Origin of the sequence: Xanthobacter pseudotagetidis (genome assembly GCF_043194795.2) — a bacterium.
In the GTDB taxonomy this organism is placed as follows: domain Bacteria; phylum Pseudomonadota; class Alphaproteobacteria; order Rhizobiales; family Xanthobacteraceae; genus Xanthobacter; species Xanthobacter tagetidis_A.
In genome coordinates this window covers 4,440,696-4,462,676 of the sequence record NZ_CM195534.1, presented here as the reverse complement: position 1 = coordinate 4,462,676, position 21,981 = coordinate 4,440,696, and the positions used below count along the sequence as shown (strand labels likewise).

Genomic DNA, 21,981 nt, shown 5'->3' with positions numbered 1-21,981 from the left:
ACCGGCTGCGAGCAGGGGGACCGGGCGCGGCGCGCATGCGCGATCCGGGCGGACCGCCTATGCTGGCGCGGCCCGGAACCGCCGAATCATGATCGAGATCTCGCCCCGCATCCGCATCCCCGAGGAGGAGATCGTCCTCGCCTTCGTGCGCGCCTCCGGGCCCGGCGGGCAGAACGTGAACAAGGTGTCGAGCGCGGTGCAGCTGCGCTTCGACGTCGCCGCCTCCCCGAGCCTGCCGGAGGCGGTGAAGGCGCGCCTTGCCGCGCTCGCCGGCCGGCGCCTGACGCGCGAGGGCGTGCTGGTGATCCAGGCCCAGCGCTTCCGCACCCAGGAGCGCAACCGCGAGGACGCGATCGAGCGCCTCGTCGAGCTGGTGCGCGCCGCGCTCAAGGTGGACCCGCCGCGCCGTCCCACCCGCCCGACCCTCGGCTCCAAGACGCGCCGGCTGGAGGCCAAGGCGCGCCGCGGGGCGGTGAAGAGCCTGAGGCAGGACAAGCCGGGCCAGGAGTGAGCGCGGGTCGCCGCCGACCTGATTCGCCGGATGCATCCGGCCGGAAGGCATCGGCTGCCAGGCGGCAAGTTCAAGGGGCCAAGTTCAAGGGGCCAAGTTCAAGGGGCCAAGTTCAAGGGGCCAAGTTCAAGGGGCATCCGGCTTGGAGGCTTCCGGGCCCTTCCAGCAGCGCGCCATTCCCTCTCCCGCTTGCGGGGGAGGGCCAGGGAGGGGGCAGCACGGCTCGGGCCGGAAGGGCCGCACGGGCCGGCGCGCGGGCAAATCCGAGCCGCAGGAGAGGCTTGAGCCGTGCCGTGGCGTCCTTGCGCGCGGCCTTCCTCAGCCGCCCAGAATTCCTCCCTCCCCAACCCTCCCCGGTTCCCCCTCCCCAACCCTCCCCCGCTCGCGAGACCTCTGCGAAATGACGTGAGCTTTGGGTTGTGATTCACTGCGTGTGAGGGGGATGCGGTGATGGATCAACAGAGCTTCCTTGACGCATTGTTGCCTGCGGGGTTTGGGCGCAATGCGCGGCTCGAGCGGATCAGCGGTCTGCTCGACTGGACGCGGATCGAGGCGCTGGTGGTGGCGGTGCGGCCCGGCGAGACCGGGCGTCCGCCGTACAGCCCGCTGTCGATGTTCAAGGCGCTGCTGCTGCAGCAATGGTACGGCCTGTCCGATCCGGGCCTGGAGGAAGCCCTGCTGGACCGGGTGTCGTTCCGTCGCTTCTGCGGCCTCGCCTTGGATGCCGCCACCCCCGACGAGACGACGCTGTGCCGGTTTCGCAACGCGTTGAAGCAGGCGGGCCTGGGCGAGGCGCTGTTCTGCGAGGTGCTGCGCCAGCTGGAAGCGGCGGGCTTCGTGCTCAAGACCGGCACCCTGATCGACGCCACCCTGGTGCAGAGCGCGGTGCGCCCGCCGCCCTCCCGCTCCACGCCGCGGGAGCAGGAAAGCCGCTCGCCGCAGGACCCGGACGCGAACTGGACCCGGCGGGGGACGGCGCGCACCCTGTTCTTCGGCTACAAGGTCCATATCGGTGTGGACCAGACCTCTGGCCTGGTGAGAAGCCGGGTCCTGACCCCGGCCAAGGTGTATGAGAGCGAGGTCGCCGATCGCCTGATCCTGGGCGACGAACGGGCGGTCTATGCCGACAAGGCCTACGAGAAGAAGGCGCGGCGGCAGGCCCTGAAGGCGCAGGGCATCAAGGACCGCATCCAGCACCGCCGGAACAAGCACCAGAAGGGGCTGCCCCGCTGGCAGGCGGTGCGCAACACGCTGATCGGCCGGGTGCGCTCCGGCGTCGAGCGCACCTTCTCCCAGCTCAAGGGGCGCTACGGCCTGGGGCGGATGCGCTACACCGGCCTGCTCGCCAACGCCTTCCACCTGGACCTGATGCTCATCGCCTTCAACCTCAGGACCCTGACCGGCAAGGCCGCCTGAGCGCCACAGGCGCTCGCCCGAAGCGTCCGCGCACTCCCATCGCTTCGGTGCGCAACACCCTCGGAACACGCCAAACGCTCAATCCCAGCCGTGACGCGATGTTTCGCAGAGGTCTCGCAAGCGGGAGAGGGAGCGCGGCGGCTTTTCGTCTCGGAGGTGTCCCGGTCTCTGAGGCTTCCCGATCTCTGAGGCTTCCCGGTCTCTGGGGCTTCCTGGCCCGCCGGCGCCTGCCGGCTTCCGGCGGCCCGCTCGGGGCTTGCCTACCGTGCCGTCTTCAGCAGCCGGTCCGCGGCGGCGCGGGCCTCGGCGGTCACGGTGGCGCCGGCCAGCATGCGGGCGATCTCCTCGCGCCGGTCGCGGGTGCCGAGCACCGCGACCGAGGTGGTCACCGGCGCGTCGTGATCGGCGGCGCGCGCCGCGTCCTGCGCCGCCCCCTCCCGCGCGCCCTTGGCGATGAGCAGGTGGTGGCGCGCCCGCGCCGCCACCTGGGGGGCATGGGTCACGCACAGCACCTGCACCCTGTCGGCGAGCCGGGCGAGGCGCTGGCCGATGGCGTCCGCCACCGCGCCGCCGACGCCGGTGTCGATCTCGTCGAAGACGAGCGTCGGCGCCGAGCCCTTGTCGGCGAGCACCACCTTCAGCGCCAGCAGGAAGCGGGCGAGCTCGCCGCCCGAGGCCACCTTCATGAGCGGGCCGGGGCGGGTGCCGGGATTGGTGCGCACCCAGAATTCCACCTGGTCGTAGCCGTCGGGGCCGGCGCTCGCGGGGTCGCTCGCGACCTGGGTGATGAAGGCGGCGCGCTCCAGCTTCAGGGGCGCGAGCTCCGCGCCCACCGCCGCGTCGAGGCGCCGGGCGGCGGCGTTGCGGCCCTGCGAGAGCGCGTCGGCGGCAGCGCGGTAGGCGGCCTCGGCGTCGGCGGCGACCTTCTCCAGGCCGGCGAGATAGGTCGCGCTCTGGTCGAGCCGCTCCAATTGGCCGGCGAAGCGGGCGACCACCGCCGGCAGGTCGTCCACGGGCGAGGCGTACTTGCGGCCCGCCGCGCGCAGGGCGAACAGCCGCTCCTCGATGCGCTCCAGCTCCGCCGGCTCGAAGGCGGCGTCCGCCAGCGCGCTCTCCAGGTGGCCGCGCGCCAGCTCCAGGGCGTTGAGCGCCTCGTCGATGGCCGCCACCGCCGGCCGCACCAAGTCCTGCGCCTCGCCGGCGCGCCGCTCCAGACGGCGCACCGCGGCGGCGAGGGCGGGGATGGGCGAGGCGCCGCCCGAGACCGCGTCGAGCGCCTCGGAAAGGTCGCCGGCGATCTTCTCGGACCGCATCATGGCGGCGCGGCGCTCGGCGAGCTGCGTCTCCTCGCCGGCCTTGGGGGCGAGCGCGCCCAGCTCCTCCACCGCGTGGCGGATGAAGTCGGCCTCCTTCTCGGCGGCGACGATGCGCGCGCGCTCGGCGCGGGCGTTCTCCAGCGCCTCGCGCCACAGCCGCCACAGGCTGCCGAGGCCGGCAGAGGCGCCGGAAAGGCCGGCGAAGGCGTCCAGCAGCGCGCGATGGCTCGCGGCATCCACCATGGCGCGGTCGTCGTGCTGGCCGTGCAGCTCGATGAGGCTCGCGCCGATGAGGCGCAGCGTCTGCACGCTGACCTGCTCCTCGTTGATGCTGGCGCGGGTGCGCCCGTCCGCCATCTGGACCCGGCGGATGACGAGCGGGCCCTCGTCCGGCAGATCGGCGCCGGCGAGGATGTCGTGGGCGGGATGGTCGGCGGAAAGGTCGAAGACCAGGGTCACCTGGCCCTTCTGGGCGCCGTGGCGCACCAGGGCGCCGTCGCCGCGCCCGCCGAGGGCGAGCGACACGGCATCCAGCAGGATCGACTTGCCCGCTCCCGTCTCGCCGGTGAGGACGGTAAGCCCGTCCGCAAGGGAGAGATCGAGCTTCTCGATGAGGACGATGTCCCGGATCGAGAGCGAGGAGAGCATGGACCTTTAGCCGAGCCCCATCTTCTTGAATGCCTGGCTGATCCAGGACGCCTTGTTCTCCTGGGGCGTGGCGCCGCCGGCGGAGACCAGCTTGTAGGCGTCCTTGTACCACGGGCTGTCGGGGAAGTTATAGCCCAGAACCGCGGCCGCCGTCTGCGCCTCGCTCACCACGCCGAGCGCCATGTAGCACTCGGTGAGGCGCATGAGCGCCTCCTCCACCTGGCGCGTGGTCTGGTATTGCGTCACCACCACCTTGAAGCGGTTGATGGCGCCGGTGTAGTTGCGCTGCTCCATGTAGTAGCGGCCGATCATCATCTCCTTGCCGGCCAGCTGGTCGCGCGCCACCTCGATCTTCCTCTTCGCCGTGGCGGCGTATTCCGTGTTGGGATACTTGCGCACCACGTCCTCGAGCGCGTCGAGCGCCTGGCGGGTCTTGCGCTGGTCGCGGGTGATGTCGGGAATGTTCTCGTAGAGCGAGGAGGCGACGAGGTATTGGGCGTAGGCCGCGTCCTGCGAGCCGGGATAGAGCGCCACGTAGCGCCGGCCGGAGGCGATGGCCTCGTCGTACTTGCCGGCCTCGAAATAGGAATAGGTGGCCATCAGCAGCCCCTTGCGGGCCCATTCCGAATAGGGATGGGTGCGGTCCACGTCCTCGAATCGCGCCGCGGCCTGGTCGGGCTGCTGCTTGCGCAGCAGGGTCAGGCCCTCGTTGTAGATCTTCTCCGCCGGCTCGTCGGGGGGGAGCACCTCGTCCTTGTCGCTGGCGCAGGCGGACAGGAGCAGCGCGCAGGCGAGCGAGACGGCGCACAAAGCGGCCCTGAGGCCCCCGCGCAACGTGTGAGCTTCGGTCGAAGATGGCATCACGATCCGTTTCCGTGCCGCGCCGTTCGGCTGCTGCGTTTCTATAGAAGCCCGCGGGTTAAGGAAATCGCGTCGCGATCGCCGCCCCCCGGCTCTGCTCTCGGCCTTCGGCCCGCCCGCGCCTCGCCGCAGATGCGGGTAGGGGATTTTTCGGCCGGTATTGTGGCAGCATCCGGCCGGCAAAGCATTTCCTTTGGCGGGGCGTGTCGCCGGGGCCACACCGGCGCGCCCCGGTTATTCGCGCCCCGGTGATTCGCGCCCCGATCATTCGAGCCCCGATCATTCGAGCCCTGGAGGTGATCGCCGGGACCCCGCGGACGAAAGGGGCTCCGGCGGCCTGAGGGGCCGGACCGGACGGGGCGCAAAAGGAACGCCCGGCGGGAGGACCCGCCGGGCGAGGAGGTTCAAGCAAACAAGATCGGGCGCAAGATCGGCGAACGAGATCGGAACGATCAGACGTCCGGCGCGAACACCGGCACCGGCGCGGCGACGCCGAGGTCCACGCCCACCGTGTCGCGCACCGGCCGGGCGGCCTCCTCGACCACGGCGAAGGCCGAGCGGTCGGCCAGCAGCGCGTCCACCACCGCGAAGTTCAGCTTGTGGCCGCCGCGGAACGAGCGGTAGCGGGCCAGCAGCGGCAGGCCGGCGAGGGCCAGGTCGCCCACCGCGTCCAGCGCCTTGTGGCGCACGAACTCGTCGTCGAAGCGCAGGCCCTCGGGATTGATGATGCCGGCGTCGTCGAGGCAGATGGTGTTCTCGAGCGCCGCCCCGCGGGCATAGCCGGCCGAGCGCAGGCGCTCCACGTCCTTGAGGAAGCCGAAGGTGCGGGCGGCGGCCAGCTCGCGGCGGAACACGCCGGGGTTCATGGTGGCTGCGAAGCGCTGGCGGCCGATCATCTCGTGGGAGAAGTCGATCTCGACCTCGAGGCGGAAGCCGGCGTCGTAGGGGAGAAGCTCGCCGAAGGAGGCGCCGTTCTCGACCCGGATGGGCTTGAGGACCTTCAGATACTTGCGGCGGCCGCGCAGCTCGACCACGCCGGCGTCGTCGATGGCGTCCACGAAGTCGGCGGCGCTGCCGTCGAGGATCGGAACCTCGGGGCCGTCGATCTCGACCGTCGCGTTGTCGACGCCGAGGCCGGCGAAGGCGGACAGGAGATGCTCGACGGTGGAGACGAGGATGCCCGAGCGGTCGCCGAGAACGGTGGCGAGGTCGGTGGCCTGGACGGACTTGTGGGAGACGGCGGCCTTGCGGGGCGACTGGTCGGCGAAGGAACGGACGAAGACGATACCGGTATTGGCGCTCGCGGGCTTCAGGGTGATGGTCGCCTCGACCCCGGCGTGGACGCCGGCCCCCTTCAGGGTAATCTCTCGCGCGAGCGTGGTCTGCATCTTCCGCACCGTTCTTCAGGGAACGGGCCACCCGAAGGCTGCCCACTTCCCTCCCCCAAAACATCACCTTGCGTTCCTACTTTCGCCGATCTTTCCCGAATAATTCGGAAACGGCGGAACCGGGAATCGCCCGAGGCGTTGGGTGAACCGTAGTCGGATGAGGCTGCGGCGCCAAATCACGCTTGCTTACCGCCTGTTACCATCGCGGTAATTGAAATTATCATTAAATATCAATGAATTGGAGCCGCGTTGATGGCGCGGCTCCAGGCCTTTGTTACGTCCGTGACGGGCCGGTCAGTTGGCCTGCCGGCGCAGGAAGGCGGGAATCTCCAGCTGCTCGTCCTCGTCGTGGGGCATGGCGCGCTGGGGCACCTCGGCCGCCGGGCGGGGAGCGGGGCGCTTGGCGAACTCGGAGACCGGGTCGCCAGGGCGCTGGGGCAGGGTCGGGCGCTGGTCGCCCATCGGCCGCTCACCCATCGGCCGCTCGCCCATCGGCCGCTCGCCCTGGGGCCGCGGACGGCGTTCGCCGGCGCGCGGGTCCATGGGGCGGTTCTCGGCCGGCGGCGCCATCGGCGGGCGCTGGCCGCGCGGCTCCATCGCGCGGGCCTCGGGACGGCCCTCCGGGGGGCGGCCGGGGGCGCGCATGCTGGGCTGGTCGCGGCGCTGCTGCGGCTCGGCCTCGGGCTCCTCGCGGCGGCCCACATTGGCGAGGCGCTGGAGCAGGCTCATGCGCTTCTTGTCGCCCTGGCCTTCGGCCGGGGCCTCGCCGCGCTGGGCGCGGATCTGGTTCTGGGCCGGAAGCGGCAGCTCCTCCAGGCGCGGCATGCGCGGCGGACGCGGGCGCTGGCCCTGAGGCGGAATGTAGGGGGCGAAGTCGTCCTCCATCGGCGCCGGCGCCGCGGGCGCGGGCTCGGGCTCGATGAAGAAGGACGGCTTCGGCGCCGCCTCGCGGATGGTCACGTCGTCGATGGCGACGGCGCCGCGCTCGGGCATGCGCTCCTGCCGGGGCGGCTCGGGCGCGAAGGCGTCGGGCTGGCCGAGCAGGCCGGCGGTTTCCGTCTCGAGCCCGACCAGGTCCTCGGCCGAGATGGCGGCCACCGCGCTGCGGATCTGCGCCTCGCGGCTCGCCTCAACGGCGGCGCGGCCGGCATTGGACATCTTGCGGCCCTGGAGATCGGGGAAGCGGTCCGCCGGGATCACCTGCTCGGGGATCACCGCCGGATCGATGCCGGTGGCCACCACGCTGACGCGGATGATGCCCTCCAGGCCCTCGTCGAAGGTGGCGCCGAGGATGATGTTGGCGTCCGGGTCCACCTCCTCGCGGATGCGGGTCGCGGCCTCGTCCACCTCGAACAGGGTGAGGTCCTTGCCGCCGGTGATGGAGATCAGCAGGCCGCCGGCGCCGCGCATGGAGGTCTCGTCCAGCAGCGGGTTGGCGATCGCGGCTTCGGCCGCCTGCAGGGCGCGCTTGTCGCCCGAGGCCTCGCCGGTGCCCATCATCGCCTTGCCCATGTCGCGCATCACGGCGCGCACGTCGGCGAAGTCGAGGTTGATGAGGCCTTCCTTCACCATCAGATCGGTGATGCAGGCGACGCCGGAATAGAGCACCTGGTCCGCCATGGCGAAGGCGTCGGCGAAGGTGGTCTTCTCGTTGGCGACCCGGAACAGGTTCTGGTTCGGGATGACGATGAGCGTGTCGACGCTCTTCTGCAGCTCGTTAATGCCGTGCTCGGCCACACGCATGCGGCGGGCGCCCTCGAAGTGGAACGGCTTGGTCACCACGCCGACGCACAGGATGCCGAGCTCGCGCGCGGCCCGCGCCACCACCGGGGCGGCCCCGGTGCCGGTGCCGCCGCCCATGCCGGCGGTGATGAACACCATGTGGGAGCCGGAGAGGTGGTCGCGGATCTCGTCCAGGACCTCCTCGGCGGCGGCGCGGCCGACTTCCGGCTGCGAGCCGGCGCCGAGGCCCTCGGTCACCGCCACGCCCATCTGCACCACGCGCTGCGCCTTGGTCAGCGCCAGCGCCTGGGCGTCGGTGTTCGCCACCACGAACTCGACCCCGTTGAGGCCCGCCTCGATCATGTTGTTGACGGCGTTGCCACCGGCGCCGCCCACGCCGAACACCGTGATCCGCGGACGAAGCTCACGAATGTCGGGCATCTGAAGATTGATCGTCATGCTGTTGCTCCGTCGAACCCGACCCTACGCGGCCCGCGTTTACGAATCGTGCCTGGGTTAATTTCTACGGCACCGTTCGTTAACCATGTCTAAAAGCTGTCCCTCAGCCAGCGTCCCACGCGGCCGAAATATCCCGGCGCCTCGCCGCTGGCGGCCTGCCGGCGGCGCGGCTCGAAATGCTCGAGCCCGGCCACCTGCGGATAGACGAGCAGGCCCGCCGTGACCGCGAAGGCGGCCCCGCGCGCGGCTTCCGGAAGGCGCGACACGCCCAGCGGACGGCCGATGCGCACCTGCGGCCCGACGACGCGGGCGACGAGGTCCGGCAGCCCCTGGAGCTGCGCCGCCCCGCCGGTGAGCACGATGCGCCGGCCGGCGTCGGAGGCGTGGCCCGTCGCCTTCAGGCGGTCGCGAATCAGCTCGACGATCTCCTCGGCGCGCGGGCGCACGATGGTGACGAGGCGCGACTTCGGCACCATGTGCGGCTGGTCGCGCGGCTCGCCGGAGAGCGGCGGCACGGTGAGCATGTCGTGGTCGTCCGAGGACACCGCCACCACGGCGCCGTGCAGCGCCTTCATGCGCTCGGCGTCGGCGAGGCGCGCGGGCAGCCCGCGGGCGACGTCGTTGGTGATGTGCTGGCCGCCGATGGCGATGCCGTCCACGTGGATGCAGTGCCCGCCCTGGACGATGGAGAAGGTGGTGGTGCCGGCCCCCATGTCGATGAGGGTGACGCCCAGCTCCATCTCGTCGTCGGTGAGCGAGGACAGCGCCGCCGCATAGGGCGCGGCCACCATGGCCTCGATGGAGAGGTGGCAGCGCTCGATGCACAGAACGAGGTTCTTCAGCGCCGTGAGGTCGGCGGTGATGACGTGCATGTCGACGCCGAGCTCGCGGCCCAGCATGCCGCACGGCTCGCCGATGCCGCGCCGGCCGTCGAGCGAGTAGCCGACCGGCAGCGCATGCATCACCGCGCGGCCGTCGCCCACCCCGTAGGTGGAGGCGGCCTCCAGCACGCGGCGGATGTCGAATTCCTCGACCGCCGGGGCGGTGAGGCGCACCGCCGCCTCGTAATGCTGCGAGGCGAGGCGCCCGCCGGAGACGCCCACCACCACGGAGGCGATCTGCACCCCGGCGGCGCGCTCGGCCATGTCCACCGCCTGGCGGATGGCGAGCTCGGCCTTCGCCATGTCCACCACCGCGCCGCCCTTGATGCCGTGGGCGCGGGTGTGGCCGATGCCGAGCACGTCCACCGCATGGGTGCGGCGGGTGAGTACGTCGGAGGCGCCGCGCGGCTTCAGGCGGGCGATGGCGCACACCACCTTGCCGGTGCCGATGTCGAGCACGCCGACGATGCCGCTCTTGCGCCGCGGCAGCGGACGCATCTTGGGCGCGAAGCCCTGGGCGAGCCTGTGCCTGCTCATGTGGCGCCTCCCTTCCTCGCCTTGGCCCTGGCCTTGAGCATCTGCGCCCGCGCGTCCGCCGCGGCGTCGGAGAGGCGCACCGCCACGCGGTCGGGAAGGCGCAGGTCGATGATGGTGATGTCGCGGGAGAGGAGCTTCTTCTCCCGGTCGAGGTCGGCGAGCTGCGCGAGGGCGCCTTCGAGCCCGTCCTCCGGCAGCCGGACGTCGATGCCGTTGCGCATCTTCAGCGTCCAGCGCCGCTCGGCGACGAGGATGGCGGCGCGCACCTGGTCGGCGATCACCGGCATGCGCGCCAGCACGTCGACGATCTCGCCCACCTGCCGGTCGGCGCCCTCGCCGACGACGATGGGCAGGTTGATGTAGCGCGGATCGTCCGAATAGGGGGCGATGATGCGCCCGTCGCGGCCGATCACGTTGATCTCGCGGTTGATCTGCCAGAGCGCGAACGGAACCCGCTCGGTGATGGCGATGTCGATGCGGTCGGGATAGAACTTGCGCACGCTCGCCGACTGGATCCAGGGCATGGCCTCGAGGCGCGCGCGGGTCTCGTCGGCGTGGACGAACAGGATCGAGGTGGAGGGCTTGATGCCGGCCGCCTCCAGGATCTCCGCCGGGGTGACGTGGTTCTGCCCCGACAGGTTCACCTGCACCACCTTGAAGCCGGCGATGTTGGCCGCCGCGTCGGCGATGTCGAGGCCGATCTCCTTGGCCTCCTCCACATGGCCGCCGATGACGGTGCCGTAGAGCGAGAAGCCGCCGATCACCGCCACCGTGAGCATGCTGGCGCCGCGCCGGCCGAGGCTGGAGGCGGCGAGGCGAACGGAGAGGCGGCGCAGCAGCAGGGAGAGGCGGCTCGCGGGCCGCGGCTCGGGCGGCAGGCGCTTGTGCCGGTCCGGCGGCACCGGCGCTGGACGCGGCGCCGCGGGCCTCTTCGGCTTCAGCGTTGGAGCGACGCGTCCTCGACCATCCATTTGACCAGCTCGCCGAACGATATGCCCGCATGGGCCGCCATATCGGGCACGAGCGAGGTCTCGGTCATTCCGGGCTGGGTGTTGACTTCGAGGCAGACGAGGCCGGAGAGATCCCCCGTGCGGTCGTCAAATCGGAAGTCGGATCGCGACACCCCCCGGCAGCCGAGAGCTCGGTGCGCCGTCACGCTCAACATCCGCACATGCTGGTAAACTTCAGGTAAAATCCGGGCCGGAAGGATGTGGACCGAGCCGCCCGGTGCGTACTTGCTTTCGTAGTCGTAAAACTTGTGCGCCGACTCGATCTCGATCACGCCGAGGGCGTCCTCGCCCATGACGCCGCAGGTCAGCTCCAGGCCGGGAATGAAGCGCTCCGCCAGCAGGAGCTCGCCATACGACCAGTCGTCCCGGTTGAGCTCCTGGGGCGGGTGGGCCTGGTCCTCGCGCACGATGAAGACGCCGAAGCTCGACCCCTCGCAGATCGGCTTCAGCACGTAAGGCGGCTCCATGACGTGGCCGGCCGCGGCCTCGGCGCGCGAGACCGTGCGCCCCGCCGCCACTGGCACGCCGGCCGCGGCGAGGGTGATTCGCGCCTGCGCCTTGTCCATGGCGAGCGCCGAGGCGAGCACGCCGGAATGGGAATAGGGGATCTGCAGGATCTCCAGGATGCCCTGGATGGTGCCGTCCTCGCCGGGACGGCCGTGGAGCACGTTGAGGGCGCAGTCGGGCTTGAGGCGGGCCAGCACCTCGGCCACGTCGCGGCCGACATCGACGCGGGTGACGCGGTAGCCCTCGCCTTCGAGCGCGGCGGCGCAGGCCGCGCCGGACCTCAGGGACACCTCGCGCTCGGCGGACCAGCCGCCCATCAGCACCGCCACGTGTTTCGCCATCTCGTCTCGTCCTTCATGCGCCGCGCGGGTGCGGCGGTGCCCGATGCGCCGGGCCTGGCATTGCAGGGGCGTGCGGAAGCGCGCCGAAGCCGGAGCCGGCCGGCGGGAGCATTCCACCGCCGAACCCTCTCCAAATCCATAATGGGCCGCGCGCGGTGTTGCCACTGTTCGCCGGCCCGGCCGTGGCCCTGGCCGCGGAGCGCCAAGATTTCCAGGCCCCGCCCCTCCCGCTTCCGGGGCCACCCTTGTGGGGAGGGGCAGGGGTGGGGTGTCCGGAACGCGCGGAAAAAAGCGCCCCTGAAGCCTCGATGTCGCGCGACCCCCACCCCCGCCCCTCCGGGGAGGGGCGGCGGTTCCATGGGATCGGACGGTGTGGAAAGGGCTTCGGCAGCCGGCAACACCACCGTCATGCTGCCGCCAACACCGCCGTCATGCTCCGGCTCGACCGGAGCATCCACGCCCCCTCCCCACCATGCGCCCGGTTGCAAGATGGGCCCTCCGGTCAAGCCGGAGGGCGACGGCGGGACTGCGGAAGCGGCCCGCCCCATCCCAAACCGCCGTCATGCTCCGGCTTGACCGGAGCATCCATGCCCCCTCCCCACCGTGCGCCTGGCCGCAAGATGGGCCCTCCGGTCAAGCCGGAGGGCGACGGCGGGACTGCGGAAGCGGCCCGCCCCATCCCAAACCGCCGTCATGCCCCGGCTCGTCCGGGGCATCCACCCTGCCGCCTGCGGATGGCCCAAAATGCTGCGCCGGACCAGCCGCTGCGTGGATCCCCCGGACAAGCCGGGGGATGACGGTGGTGACAGGAACGGCAGAGCGCTGAAACCCTAACCGCCGTCATGCTCCGGCTTGACCGGAGCATCCACGCCCCGCGGCAGATCGCGTCGCTCGCCTTGTCATGGGCCCTCCGGTCAAGCCGGAGGGCGACGGCGGGACTGCGGAAGCGGCCCGCCCCATCCCAAACCGCCGTCATGCCCCGGCTCGTCCGGAGCATCCACGCCCCGCGGCCGGGCGCGCCGCGCGCCTTGCCATGGGCCCTCCGGTCAAGCCGGAGGGCGACGGCGGGACTGCGGAAGCGGCCCGCCCCATCTCAAACCGCCGTCATGCTCCGGCTCGACCGGAGCATCCACGCCCCGCGGCCGGGCGCGCCGCGCGCCTTGCCATGGGCCCTCCGGTCAAGCCGGAGGGCGACGGCGGGACTGCGGAAGCGGCCCGCCCCATCCCAAACCGCCGTCATGCCCCGGCTCGTCCGGGGCATCCATGCCCCGCGGCAGGGCGCGCCGCGCGCCTACCCCGCTTTCGGCACGCCGATGCGCTTGATCTCCCACTCCAGCGTCACGCCGCTGGTTTCCTTCACGCGCCGGCGCACCTCCTCGCCGAGGCCCTCGATGTCGGCGGCGGTGGCGCCGCCGAGATTGATCAGGAAGTTGGCATGCAGCTCCGAGACCTGCGCGTTGCCGACCACCAGCCCGCGGCAGCCGGCGGCGTCCACCAGCTTCCAGGCGCTGGTGCCGGGCGGGTTCTTGAAGGTGGAGCCGCCGGTGCGGCTCTTGATGGGCTGCGTCGCCTCGCGGCTCTCGGTGATCTTCGCCATCTCGGCGGCGATCACCTCCGCGTCGCCGGTGCGGCCCTCGAAGGTGGCGCGGGTGAAGATCATGTCGTCCGGCACCGACGAATGGCGGTAGGAATAGCCCATGTCGGCGTTGGAGAGCGTGACCTTCTCGCCCTTGCGGGTCACGGTCTCCACCTCGACCACCACGTCCCTGGTCTCGCCGCCATAGGCGCCGCCGTTCATGCGCAGCGCGCCGCCGATGCAGCCGGGAATGCCGCGCAGGAACGAGAAGCCGGCGATGGCGGCATCCCCGGCCGCGCGGGCGACCTTCACGTCCGGCACCGCCGCGCCGGCGGTGATGCGGGTGCCCTCCACCGCGACCTCGGAGAAGCCGCGCCCGAGGCGGATCACCACGCCCGGAATGCCGCCGTCGCGCACGATCAGGTTGGAGCCGAGGCCGATGACGGTCACCGGCACCTCGCCCGGCAGGCGGGCGAGGAAATAGGCGAGGTCGTCCGCGTCCGCCGGCAGGAACAGCGCCTCGGCGGGGCCGCCGACCCGGAACCAGGTGAGGTCCGCCAGCGACACGCCGGCCTGGAGCGACCCGCGCAGGTCGGGCATCGCCTGCTTGAGGTCGGTTGCGAGATCGGAGGCCGCCAAGCTTTGATTGTCCGTCACTTTGGATCGTCCCGTGATGCCGGCCGGCCCGGCGCGTGCGCCCTCGCCGGGATGCGTGCCGGAAGGGCACGGATGCGCCCGGTGCCAGGCGCATCGCGACAGGGCTGCCCTCTCCCACATGCGCGCCGGAAGGGCAAGCGCGGGGCGGCCGGGCTGCTCCCCTCCCCCTTGTGGGGAGGGGTGAGGGGGCGGGGGCGCCGCGACAGCGCCCCTCCCCGCAAGGGGGAGGGGTTTCGCGCCGCCGCCGGCTCGCCGGGCATTGTGAAAACAAGGCTGCACGCGCCGTGCTACTCTTCGCGGGACACCGCGGCCTTGACCCGGAGGATGCCATGACCGACCTCGTCGACGCCGGCCCGCCCGAGGGGCTGCCGGAGGACACCAAGCTCACCCGCACCAAGCTGCGCTGGGCCAAGGAAGGCCGGTTCCTCACCGGCCGCGTGGCGCGGCCCGAGAGCGAGCGCCTGCCGCCGGGCCAGCATCTGGTGAAGGACTGGCCGGTGCTCGACCTCGGCATCCAGCCCATGGTGCCGCCCATGCGCTTCCGGCTCGACGTGTCGGGAGCGGTGGAGAATCAGGTCTCGCTCGACTGGGACGCCTTCCTGGCGCTGCCGCAGAAGAGCTTCGTGAGCGACATCCACTGCGTCACCACCTGGTCGCGCTACGACAATGCCTGGCAGGGGGTCTCCACCCACGACCTGCTCGACCTGGTGATGCCCGCGCCCCATGCGGCGGCGGTGATGCTGCATTCGTTCGACGGCTATTCCACCAACCTGCTGCTGGAGGACTTCGCCGCCGAGGATGCGCTGCTGGCCCATTCCTGGCAGGGCGCGCCGCTCACCCGCGAGCACGGCGGCCCCATGCGGCTCGTGGTGCCGCACCTCTATTTCTGGAAGAGCGCCAAGTGGCTGAAGTCGATCGAGTTCATCGCCGCCGACAAGGCCGGCTTCTGGGAGGAGCGCGGCTACCACATGCGCGGCGACCCCTGGGCCGAGCAGCGCTATTCGGACGACTGAGGGGCGCCCATTCCGGCCTCCCTTTTCGTGCCGTCATGCTCCGGCTTGACCGGAGCATCCATCTTCTGCGTCGCGGGCGTTTCCGGCGTTCCGGCACCCCCACCCCTGCCTCTCCCCCCAAGGGGGAGGGGGTTTTCACGTCGCGGTTGTCGTTGGCGGCTCCCCTCCCCCTTGTGGGAAGGGGCGAGGGGGGAGGGGGTGTCGGGACCTGAGGACATCGCCCCCCGCCTCACTCCTCCGCCTTGTGCGCCGCCGGCGCCGGCATGGCCGGGGCGCCGTGCCCGGCCGGCTCGGCGGCGATCGGGGCCGGGCCGTGCTGGGTCAGCGGCCGGTTGCCGGAGAGCGCGCGCAGCATCACGTAGAACACCGGCGTCAGGAAGATGCCGAAGAACGTCACCCCGATCATGCCGGAGAACACGGCGATGCCCATGGCCTGGCGCATCTCGGCGCCGGCCCCCGCCGACAGCACCAGCGGCACCACGCCCATGATGAAGGCGAGCGAGGTCATGAGGATCGGCCGCAGCCGGAGCCGGCTCGCCTCGATCGCCGCCTGGATGGGCGTCCGCCCGGCGAACTCCAGCTCGCGCGCGAACTCGACGATGAGGATCGCGTTCTTGGCCGACAGCCCCACCAGCACGAACAGGCCGATCTGGGTGAAGACGTTGTTGTCCCCGCCCGAGAGCCATACCCCGGTCATGGCGGCGAACAGCCCCGTCGGCACGATCATGAGGATCGCCAGCGGCAGCATGAGGCTCTCATACTGGGCGGCGAGCACCAGGAACACCAGGAAGATGGCGAGCGGGAACACGTAGATCGCCGAGTTGCCGGCGAGGATCTCCTGGTAGGTCAGCTCGGTCCATTCGAAGTCGAAGCCCTTGGGCAGGGTCTCGCGGGCGATGCGCTCCACCGCCGCCTGGGCCTGGCCGGTGGAGAAGCCCGGCGCCGCGCCGCCGTTCACGTCGGCGGTGAGGAAGCCGTTGTAGCGCATGGCCCGCTCCGGCCCCGCCGCCGCGCGCACCTTCAGCAGCGCCGAGAGCGGGATCATCTCGCCGCTCTGTGCGCGCACCTTCAATTGCCCCACGTCCTCGGCGCGGGCGCGGAACGGCGCGTCGGCCTGGACGCGCACCGTGTAGGTGCGGCCGAACTTGTTGAAGTCGTTGACGTAGGTCGAGCCCAGATAGATCTGCATGGTCTCGAACACGTCGGTCACCGCGACGCCGAGCTGGCGCGCCTTCACGCGGTCGATGTCGGCATAGAGCTGCGGCACGTTCACCTGGTAGGAGGAGAACAGGCCGGCGATCTCGGGCGCCTGCATGGCCTTGCCGAGGAACGCCTTGGTGGCGTCGTCCAGCGCCTTGTAGCCGAGGCCGGCGCGGTCCTCGATCTGCAGCTTGAAGCCGCCGATGGTGCCGAGCCCCGACACCGGCGGCGGCGGGAACATGGCGATCATGGCCTCGGGGATGGCGGCGAACTTCATGTTCAGCGCCAGCGCCAGCGCGTTGCCCGACAGATGCGGGTCGTGGCGCTCCTCGAACGGCTTCAGCGTCACGAAGACGATGCCGGAGTTCGACGAGTTGGTGAAGCCGTTGATGGACAGGCCCGGGAAGGCGATGGCGCTCTCGATGCCCGGCTCCTTGAGGGCGATCTCGCTCATCTTGCGGATCACCTCCTCGGTGCGGTCGAGCGTGGCGCCGTCCGGCAACTGGGCGAAGCCGACCAGATACTGCTTGTCCTGCCCCGGCACGAAGCCGGACGGCACGGCGCGGAACACGCCGACCGTGAGGGCGACGATGACGAGATAGAGGCCCAGCATCACCACGCGCCGCGTGACGATGCGCCCGACGATGCCGCCATAGCCGCGCGAGGCGGCCGAGAAGGCGCGGTTGAAGCCGCTGAAGAACCAGCCGAACAGCGTGTCCATCACCCGCGTCAGACGGTCCTTGGGCGCGTCGTGGCCCTTCAGCAGCAGCGCGGCGAGCGCGGGCGAGAGCGTCAGCGAGTTGATGGCCGAGATCACCGTCGAGATGGCGATGGTGAGCGCGAACTGGCGGTAGAACTGGCCCGTCAGGCCGCTGATGAAGGCGAGCGGCACGAACACCGCCACCAGCACCAACGCGATGGCGATGATGGGGCCCGACACCTCCTGCATGGCCTTGTAGGTGGCGGCGCGCGGGGAGAGACCCTCCTCGATGTTGCGCTCCACGTTCTCCACCACGACGATGGCGTCGTCCACGACGATGCCGATGGCGAGCACGAGGCCGAACAAGGTGAGGGCGTTCACCGAGAAGCCCATCACGTACATCACCGCGAAGGTGCCGACGATGGACACCGGCACGGCGAGCAGCGGGATGATGGAGGCGCGCCAGGTCTGGAGGAACACGATCACCACCAGCACCACCAGCAGCACCGCCTCCAGCAGCGTGTGCACCACCGCGTCGATGGAGGCGCGCACGAACTGGGTGGTGTCGTAGACGATGGCGTAGTCCACGCCCTCGGGCATGTTCTGCTTGATCTCGGCCATCACCCGCTGCACCTCGTCGGCGATGCGGATGGCGTTGGAGCCGGGCGCCTGGAACAGCGGCACCGCCACCGCCTGCTTGTTGTCGAGCAGCGAGCGCAGCGCGTATTCGGCGGCGCCGAGCTCGATGCGGGCGATGTCGCGCAGGCGCACGATCTCGCCGCCGGTGCCGCTCTTCACCACGATCTCGCCGAACTCCTCGACGCTGGCGAGCCGGCCCTGGGCGTTGATGGAGAGCTGGAGGTCGACCCCCGGCTGGGCCGGCGAGGCGCCCACCACGCCGGTGGCCGCCTGCACGTTCTGGGCGCGGATCTCGTTCACCACGTCGGTGGCGGACAGGCCGTGCTCGGCCACCTTCTGCGGGTCGAGCCACACGCGCATGGAATAGTCGCCGGCGCCGAAGATCTGCACCTGCCCGACGCCCTCGATGCGGGCGAGGCGGTCCTTGACGTTGAGCACCGCGTAGTTGCGCAGGTAGGTGGTGTCGTAGCGGTTGTTGGGCGAGAGGATGTGCACCACCATGGTGAGGTCGGGCGACGACTTCACCGTGGTCACGCCGAGGCGGCGCACCTCCTCGGGCAGGCGCGGCTCGGCCTGGGAGATGCGGTTCTGCACCAGCTGCTGGGCCTTGTCCGGATCGGTGCCGAGGCGGAACGTCACCGTCAGCGTCATGATGCCGTCGGTGGTGGCCTGGGAGGACATGTAGAGCATGTCCTCGACGCCGTTGATGGCCTCCTCCAGCGGCGTCGAGACGGTCTCGGCGATGACGATGGGGTTGGCGCCGGGATAGGTGGCGCGCACCACCACCTGGGGCGGCGAGACCTCGGGATATTCCGAGATCGGCATCGCGCGCATGGCGATCAGGCCGGCGAGGAAGATGAGCACCGACAGCACGCCCGCGAAGATCGGGCGGTCGATGAAGAACTTGGACAGGTTCATGGCACCTTCCTCCGTCGGAGGCGGCTGGACGTTGGTTCGGAACGCGGAACGCGAAGGCTCGGCCCGACCGGGCAGGAGCCGCGAAAGGAGATGGGCGAGGGCCGGCCTCCGGCCGGGGGCGGTGGCCATCGGCCAGCCCTCACCCGACCCTCTCCCTGGGGGAGGAGAGGGATTGGGAACTCAGCTCTTTCCCGCCGTCGCCCTCCGGCTTGACCGGAGGGCCCATGCTGGTGGCCGGTATCCCGGCCCCGGGGAATGGATGCTCCGGTCAAGCCGGAGCATGACGGCGCTTCTTTCTGGCGCCGGAGGGGTCTCGCCCTGCCGTCGATCCTTCCCGCCGCCACCGATCCTTCCGACCGTCGCCCCCCGGCTTGACCGGAGGACCCATGCCCGGCCGGGCGTCCTGGGCATCGGCGCCGCTCGCCACCCCTTCCCACAAGGGGGAGGGGAGATGCGCCCGGAGCAGCCGGCGGCCCTATTGTCCCCGCCTCGGGAATGGATGCCCCGGACGCGCCGGGAGCATGACGGCGATGGTTATTTGACGGCGGCGCCGGTCGCGGCCTGCGATACCTGCATGGGCACCGGCTGCGGCGTCACCTCGGCGCCCGGGCGCACGCGGTGGAGGCCGTTGACCACCACCCGCTCGCCGGGCTGGAGGCCCGCGGTGACGACCCTGAGGCCGTCGGCCGCCGGCCCGAGCGTCACCTCGCGCCAGACCGCCTTGTTGTCGGCGCCCACCACGAACACGAACTTCTTGTCCTGGTCGGTGCCCACCGCCCGCTCGCTCACCAGCAGCGCCGGCTCGGGCTTCACCTGCCCCATCTTGAGGCGCACGAACTGCCCCGGGATGAGGATGCCGTCCGCGTTGGCGAACTGGGCGCGCACGCGCACCGTGCCGGTGCGGGCGTCCACCTGGTTGTCGATGAGCTGCATGCGGCCCTCGATGGGGCTGCCGGCGCCGGTGCTCATGAGCACCGGGATGCGCTCGATGCCGCCGTCGGCGCCGCCGAGCGCGGCCAGCGCCTTCAGCACCACGCCTTCGTCGGCCGAGAAGCTGGCATAGATGGGATCCACCGAGACCAGCGAGGTGAGCACCGGCGCGCCTGGGCCGGCGGCCACCAGGTTGCCGACGGTCATCTCCAGGCGGCCGACCCGGCCGGCGACCGGCGCGCGGACCTGGGTGTAGGACAGGTTCAGCTTGGCCGAGCGCAGCTTCGCCTCCGCCGCCCGCAGGGCCGCGCGGGCGGCGCGCTCGGCGTTCACCCGCTCGTCGATGTTCTGCTGGGAGATGGTGCGCGAGTTGATCAGCCGCTCGCCGCGCTCCAGCTCGTTCTTGGCCAGCTCGACCCGCGCCTCGGCGGACGTGACCTGCGCGCTCGCCTCGTCCACCTCGGCCTGGAACGGCTCGGGATCGATGGTGACCAGCAGGTCGCCGGCCTTCACCAGCGCGCCTTCGCGGAAGTGCACCGACTTCACCTGTCCGGCGACGCGAGAGCGCACCTCGACGCGCTCCACCGCCTCCAGGCGGCCGGAGAACTCGTCATAGAGCTGGGTCTGGCGCGGCTCCACCGTCGCCACCGAAACCGGCGGCGGGGGCGGGGCGCTCGCCGAGGCTGCGGCGGGGTCGGCCTTCGCGCCGTGCTCGGGCAGGAGGGTGAGGCTTGTGGCGCCGAGGGCGCCCACGGCGATGCCGAGGAAGAGCAGGCGCTTCAGGGACAAAAGGCGGGTCATGGGTCGTTCCTGGATGCGTTCGGTCAGAGGACGGACAGGGCGGCGGCTTTCCGACGCCCGGTCGCGGATTTGAAGAAGGCGGCGAACAGCGCGGTGAGGCGCGCTTCCCAGGCCGGCGGCGCGGCGGCCTCGCCGTCGAGGCCCTCGGGCCATTCGGTGGGGGCTTCCAGCACCTGGATGGTGGTCGCCACGCCCGCCTTGGCGAGCGCGCGGGCATAGGCGACGCTCTCGTCGCGCAGCGGGTCGTCCTCGGCGCTGACGATCAGCGCCGGGGCAAGGCCGGCGAGCCGGGACGAGGCGAGCGGCGCCGCATAGGGGTGGGACGCCTTGTCGGCGGTGCCGAGATATTTCTGCCAGCCGTCCGCCCACTTGCAGCCGGAAGCGCCGATCTCGGCGTCGCGCCAGGAGGCGGTGGCGAGCGTCGGGTCCAGCATCGGCGAGATGAGGATCTGCCCGGCGAGCGGCGGCTGCTGCTGGTCGCGCGCCATCATGGCGAGGCCGGCGGCGAGGTTGCCGCCCGCCTCGACCCCGGCCACGAACAGCTTCGAGGACTTGCGGGCGATCTCGCCGCGCTGGGCGTAGAGCGCCGCCAGCAGGCCGGCCATGGCGGTCAGCGCGAACGGGAACGGATGCTCGCAGGCGAGCGGATACTCGGCCGAGACCACCACCGCGCCCGCCGCCGCCAGTAGGCGGGCGACGAGGTCGCCGCATTGGCACGACCCCTCGGTGAAGGCGCCGCCGTGCAGGTTGAGCACCAGCGGCGCGCCGGCCGCCGGCCGCCCATAGACCCGCACCGGCACCTCGCCGGACGCGGTGGCGATGCGCCGCTCGGTCCAGGACGGGCAGGAGAGGGGAGATGGGATGGTGCTCATGGTCCTTCGGCCTCGACCCCGCTACGGCAGGGGGGATTTGTGCGATGCACCAAGCTAGTTCCCGCTTTGGATTGGATAAACCGGCTAACTGCGATATCATTATTCACCAATGTGAATAATATGACGAAAATCACAGAGACGGATAGCGTTATGGATCAGCTTGCTGCGATGCGGGCCTTCATGGGGGTGGTGGAGACCGGCAGCTTCACCCGCGCCGCCGAGCGGCTCGCCATGCCCAAGGCGACGCTCACCAAGCACATCCAGCAGCTGGAGGCGCACCTCTCCACGCGGCTGCTCAACCGCACCACCCGCCGCGTCACCGTCACCCCCGACGGCGCCGCCTATTACGAGCGCGCGCTGGCGCTTTTGAACGAGCTGGAGGAGCTGGACGGCTCCATGTCGGCGTCGCAGGCCAACCCGCGCGGGCGGCTGAGGATCGACCTCTCATCCTCGCTGGCCGTCGACGTCCTGATCCCGGCGCTGCCGGATTTCCTCGCCCGCTATCCCGACATCCGCGTCGACGTGGGCTGCACCGACCGGCCGGTGGACCTCCTGGGCGAGAACGTCGATTGCGTGATCCGGGTGGGCGAGATCCGCGACCCGTCGCTGGTCGCGCGGCGCATCGGCCAGATGCCGTTCCTCACCTGCGCGGCGCCGTCCTACATCGCCGCCCACGGCATCCCGCGCCACCCGCGCGACCTCGAGACCGACCATTTCATGATCCGCTATTTCAGCGAGGCGAGCGGGCGCTACTACGACCACGAGTTCCGCCGCAGCGGCGAGGTGGTCGAGGTGGCGGGCCGCTACCGCATCGCCTGCAACGACGGCGTCGCCTACCTCGCCGCCGGGCTCGCCGGGCTCGGCGTGATCCAGGCCCCCGCCTTCATGGTGGGGCCGCACATCGCCAGCGGGGCGCTGGTGGCGGTGCTCGAAGGGTGGGACTTCGAGCCGATGCCGATCCACGTGGTCTACGCGCCGAACCGCCACCTCTCCAACCGGGTGCGGGTGTTCGTGGACTGGGTAGCGGACCGCTTCGCCCGCGCGCAGCTGGCGTGACGGGACCACCCGGGACGACAAG

General features: G+C 71.1%; 15 protein-coding genes. 4 read left to right on the top strand and 11 right to left on the bottom strand.

The genetic code is table 11. The annotated features are described in order from the left end of the window. Positions 1-88 precede the first annotated feature (88 nt). Together arfB and V5F67_RS20330 are read left to right on the top strand one after the other, a co-directional pair. Positions 89-511, top strand: coding sequence for an alternative ribosome rescue aminoacyl-tRNA hydrolase ArfB (gene arfB, locus V5F67_RS20335; RefSeq protein ID WP_394017834.1), 423 nt, complete (start codon positions 89-91; stop codon positions 509-511). 450 nt (positions 512-961) lie between these two features. Further along, positions 962-1,927: an IS5 family transposase gene (locus V5F67_RS20330; RefSeq protein WP_509210584.1), complete on the top strand. Its 966-nt coding sequence runs from the start codon at positions 962-964 to the stop codon at positions 1,925-1,927. 260 nt (positions 1,928-2,187) lie between these two features. On the opposite strand, the gene recN is transcribed toward V5F67_RS20330, so the two are convergent. The 8 genes from recN to murB form a co-directional block, all read right to left on the bottom strand. Beyond that, complete coding sequence (recN, locus tag V5F67_RS20325) at positions 2,188-3,891, bottom strand: DNA repair protein RecN (RefSeq protein ID WP_394022249.1); 1,704 nt, start codon at positions 3,889-3,891, stop codon at positions 2,188-2,190. Positions 3,892-3,897: 6 nt separating this feature from the next. After that, positions 3,898-4,752 (bottom strand): outer membrane protein assembly factor BamD, encoded by an 855-nt coding sequence (locus V5F67_RS20320; RefSeq protein ID WP_394022248.1) that lies wholly within the window; start codon positions 4,750-4,752, stop codon positions 3,898-3,900. 452 nt (positions 4,753-5,204) lie between these two features. Then, on the bottom strand, positions 5,205-6,140 hold the full coding sequence (lpxC, locus tag V5F67_RS20315) for a UDP-3-O-acyl-N-acetylglucosamine deacetylase (protein WP_394022247.1): 936 nt from the start codon (positions 6,138-6,140) through the stop codon (positions 5,205-5,207). A 294-nt stretch (positions 6,141-6,434) separates the two neighbouring features. After that, the gene (gene ftsZ / locus V5F67_RS20310; RefSeq protein WP_394022246.1) at positions 6,435-8,321 is read right to left on the bottom strand and encodes a cell division protein FtsZ; all 1,887 of its coding nucleotides are present in this window, start codon (positions 8,319-8,321) and stop codon (positions 6,435-6,437) included. Between the two features lie 89 nt (positions 8,322-8,410). Continuing rightward, positions 8,411-9,739, bottom strand: a complete 1,329-nt coding sequence (gene ftsA, locus V5F67_RS20305) for a cell division protein FtsA (protein WP_394022245.1) — start codon at positions 9,737-9,739, stop codon at positions 8,411-8,413. After that, positions 9,736-10,710: a cell division protein FtsQ/DivIB gene (locus tag V5F67_RS20300; protein WP_394022244.1), complete on the bottom strand. Its 975-nt coding sequence runs from the start codon at positions 10,708-10,710 to the stop codon at positions 9,736-9,738. Before V5F67_RS20300 ends, ftsA begins: the two co-directional genes overlap by 4 nt. Further along, a complete protein-coding gene (locus V5F67_RS20295; RefSeq protein ID WP_394022243.1) occupies positions 10,677-11,597 on the bottom strand; it encodes a D-alanine--D-alanine ligase in 921 nt (306 codons plus the stop codon). Before V5F67_RS20295 ends, V5F67_RS20300 begins: the two co-directional genes overlap by 34 nt. Positions 11,598-12,888: 1,291 nt before the next feature. Beyond that, positions 12,889-13,812, bottom strand: a complete 924-nt coding sequence (gene murB, locus V5F67_RS20290) for a UDP-N-acetylmuramate dehydrogenase (protein ID WP_394020437.1) — start codon at positions 13,810-13,812, stop codon at positions 12,889-12,891. A gap of 347 nt (positions 13,813-14,159) precedes the next feature. Here murB and V5F67_RS20285 point away from each other — a divergent pair, with 347 nt between their 5' ends. Next, entirely contained in the window at positions 14,160-14,843 is a 684-nt protein-coding gene (locus V5F67_RS20285; RefSeq protein ID WP_394020419.1) for a sulfite oxidase-like oxidoreductase, read from the top strand. Between the two features lie 229 nt (positions 14,844-15,072). On the opposite strand, the gene V5F67_RS20280 is transcribed toward V5F67_RS20285, so the two are convergent. The 3 genes from V5F67_RS20280 to V5F67_RS20270 form a co-directional block, all read right to left on the bottom strand. After that, complete coding sequence (locus tag V5F67_RS20280) at positions 15,073-18,300, bottom strand: efflux RND transporter permease subunit (RefSeq protein ID WP_394020417.1); 3,228 nt, start codon at positions 18,298-18,300, stop codon at positions 15,073-15,075. Positions 18,301-18,834: 534 nt separating this feature from the next. Next, positions 18,835-20,031 (bottom strand): efflux RND transporter periplasmic adaptor subunit, encoded by a 1,197-nt coding sequence (locus V5F67_RS20275; RefSeq protein ID WP_394020415.1) that lies wholly within the window; start codon positions 20,029-20,031, stop codon positions 18,835-18,837. 23 nt (positions 20,032-20,054) lie between these two features. Beyond that, the gene (locus tag V5F67_RS20270) at positions 20,055-20,903 is read right to left on the bottom strand and encodes an alpha/beta hydrolase (RefSeq protein ID WP_394020413.1); all 849 of its coding nucleotides are present in this window, start codon (positions 20,901-20,903) and stop codon (positions 20,055-20,057) included. A 150-nt stretch (positions 20,904-21,053) separates the two neighbouring features. Between V5F67_RS20270 and V5F67_RS20265 the strand changes: the two genes are divergently transcribed. Next, positions 21,054-21,959, top strand: coding sequence for a LysR family transcriptional regulator (locus tag V5F67_RS20265; protein ID WP_394020411.1), 906 nt, complete (start codon positions 21,054-21,056; stop codon positions 21,957-21,959). Positions 21,960-21,981: the final 22 nt, after the last annotated feature.

Bases quoted from the DNA above. Each gene is read 5' to 3' on its own strand.
- ftsA (WP_394022245.1), bottom strand. From the start codon at position 9,739: ATGAGCAGGCACAGGCTCGCCCAGGGCTTCGCGCCCAAGATGCGTCCG.
- V5F67_RS20275 (WP_394020415.1), bottom strand. From the start codon at position 20,031: ATGACCCGCCTTTTGTCCCTGAAGCGCCTGCTCTTCCTCGGCATCGCC.
- lpxC (WP_394022247.1), bottom strand. From the start codon at position 6,140: ATGCAGACCACGCTCGCGCGAGAGATTACCCTGAAGGGGGCCGGCGTC.
- V5F67_RS20265 (WP_394020411.1), top strand. From the start codon at position 21,054: ATGGATCAGCTTGCTGCGATGCGGGCCTTCATGGGGGTGGTGGAGACC.
- V5F67_RS20270 (WP_394020413.1), bottom strand. From the start codon at position 20,903: ATGAGCACCATCCCATCTCCCCTCTCCTGCCCGTCCTGGACCGAGCGG.
- V5F67_RS20280 (WP_394020417.1), bottom strand. From the start codon at position 18,300: ATGAACCTGTCCAAGTTCTTCATCGACCGCCCGATCTTCGCGGGCGTG.
- arfB (WP_394017834.1), top strand. From the start codon at position 89: ATGATCGAGATCTCGCCCCGCATCCGCATCCCCGAGGAGGAGATCGTC.
- recN (WP_394022249.1), bottom strand. From the start codon at position 3,891: ATGCTCTCCTCGCTCTCGATCCGGGACATCGTCCTCATCGAGAAGCTC.
- V5F67_RS20295 (WP_394022243.1), bottom strand. From the start codon at position 11,597: ATGGCGAAACACGTGGCGGTGCTGATGGGCGGCTGGTCCGCCGAGCGC.
- V5F67_RS20285 (WP_394020419.1), top strand. From the start codon at position 14,160: ATGACCGACCTCGTCGACGCCGGCCCGCCCGAGGGGCTGCCGGAGGAC.
- V5F67_RS20320 (WP_394022248.1), bottom strand. From the start codon at position 4,752: ATGCCATCTTCGACCGAAGCTCACACGTTGCGCGGGGGCCTCAGGGCC.
- V5F67_RS20300 (WP_394022244.1), bottom strand. From the start codon at position 10,710: ATGGATGGTCGAGGACGCGTCGCTCCAACGCTGAAGCCGAAGAGGCCC.
- ftsZ (WP_394022246.1), bottom strand. From the start codon at position 8,321: ATGACGATCAATCTTCAGATGCCCGACATTCGTGAGCTTCGTCCGCGG.
- V5F67_RS20330 (WP_509210584.1), top strand. From the start codon at position 962: ATGGATCAACAGAGCTTCCTTGACGCATTGTTGCCTGCGGGGTTTGGG.